Source organism: Nocardia cyriacigeorgica, from assembly GCF_029868385.1.
Classification (GTDB): Bacteria; Actinomycetota; Actinomycetes; order Mycobacteriales; family Mycobacteriaceae; genus Nocardia; species Nocardia cyriacigeorgica_F.
The window spans coordinates 1-1,569 of sequence record NZ_JARWNX010000009.1 but is presented as its reverse complement, the minus strand read 5'-3'; the positions used below and the strand labels follow the sequence as shown (position 1 = coordinate 1,569).

The window sequence follows — 1,569 nt, the reverse complement described above, 5'->3', positions numbered from 1 at the left end:
CGGGTCAGCGGGTGCGCGGATCCTTCAGCGAGGCCATCGCTTCCATGAGCGAGGAATGAATGGCGGTCAGTTCCGGGGTGGCGAACGACTCCCAGGACTGCTCGCCCGTCCCGTCCTCGGCGGAATCGGCCTGCTCCCAGTCGCCTTCGCCGGTTCCGCCCGCCGATCCTTCCTCCCAGGACGCGCTACCCGGATTGTGCTTGTACACCCACCACAGATGGCCGAACGGGTCGGCGAAGCGGGAGAGTACGTCGCCCCAGAAGTCCGTGGGCTCGGTGACGATCCGCGCACCACGCGCGGCGGCTCGTTTCAGCGTGGCGGCCGGATCGTCGACGTAGACGCGGACGAAGGCCGGCGTATACGGCCAGTCCGGTTTGCGGTCGGCGATCGTCAGCGTCGAATCGCCTATCCGCAGCTCGGAATGCAGAATCAGGCCGTCGGTATCGGCGGTTCGCGTCTCGGGGACCTCGACCGCCCCGAACACATCGACGAGGAAGTCGAGCAGACCTGCCGCGTCATCGGTCCAGATGAAGGGATCGACCGTTGCGGATCCGGCGGGCGCCGGGGGGACGGCGGGAGTGGTGGACATACTGTTTCCTTTCGGTTGGTGCCCCCAGACTCGCCGCAGTTGCGGACAGAATATGGCCACAAGTGCGCCTAACCTCGGTATGTGTCCACCAGCACCCGCACCCTCGCGCTCCTCGGTCTGCTGCAAAGCCGTCGCCACTGGTCCGGTGCCGATCTCGCCCGCCGGCTCGAGGTCAGCGAGCGGACTGTCCGCCGCGATGTACTCGGTCTCCAGCAGATCGGCTATCCGATCGTCACGACGCGCGGGACCGGCGGCGGCTACCAGCTCAGCGCGGGTGCCTGCCTGCCGCCGCTGGTGCTGGGCGAGGAGGAGGCCGCCGCGACGGTGCTCGGGCTGAAGGAGATCGCCACCGGCGTCCACCCTGCCTCTGCGGAAGCCGCCATGAGCGCTATGGCCAAGATCGTCCAGGTCCTTCCCGTCCGGTTCCGCCGCCGGATCGACAGTCTCCGGACGGTCGCGACCCCCGCCGGTGATGGATACAACCGAGCCGGGATCGACGATGTCACCGCATTGACCACGCTGGCGCTCGCCTGCCGGGACGCCGATACCGTCACGTTCTCCTACCGCGACAGCGACGAGGCCATATCGCATCGCACCGCCCAACCGCATCAGATCGTCAATGTCGAAAGCCGCCTCTACCTGCTGGCCTGGGATCTCGAGCGCACCGACTGGCGAACCTTCCGAATCGACCGGATCACCCGACCTTGCCGCACCGGCGCACGATTCGCACCGCGCCGCCTGCCCGGCGGCGATCCGGTGGAATACGTCCGCGACCGGATCGGGTCGATGCCCTCCAGGTATCGGGTCCACGCCACCGTCCAGGCGTCCGCCGACCGGGTCCGAGCCGAGATCGTCCACTACGGCACCGTCGCCGCCATCGACCCCGACTCGTGCGAAGTCCATATCGCCGCCGAATCCCTGGACTGGGCGGCCTTCTGCCTCGTCTCGATCGGAGCACCGTTCACCGTGCACGGACCACC

At 68.0% G+C, this 1,569-nt stretch carries 2 protein-coding genes; one reads left to right on the top strand and one right to left on the bottom strand.

Annotated features, from left to right (window positions below):
- Positions 1-4 precede the first annotated feature (4 nt).
- The gene (locus tag QH168_RS00480; protein WP_280232342.1) at positions 5-589 is read right to left on the bottom strand and encodes a VOC family protein; all 585 of its coding nucleotides are present in this window, start codon (positions 587-589) and stop codon (positions 5-7) included.
- Positions 590-670: 81 nt separating this feature from the next.
- On the opposite strand from QH168_RS00480, the gene QH168_RS00475 reads away from it, so the two are divergent.
- A partial coding sequence (locus QH168_RS00475) for a helix-turn-helix transcriptional regulator (RefSeq protein WP_280232341.1) occupies positions 671-1,569 on the top strand: 899 nt, incomplete at its 3' end.

Coding starts and splice junctions, on each gene's coding strand:
- QH168_RS00480 (WP_280232342.1), bottom strand. CDS start 589: ATGTCCACCACTCCCGCCGTCCCCCCGGCGCCCGCCGGATCCGCAACG.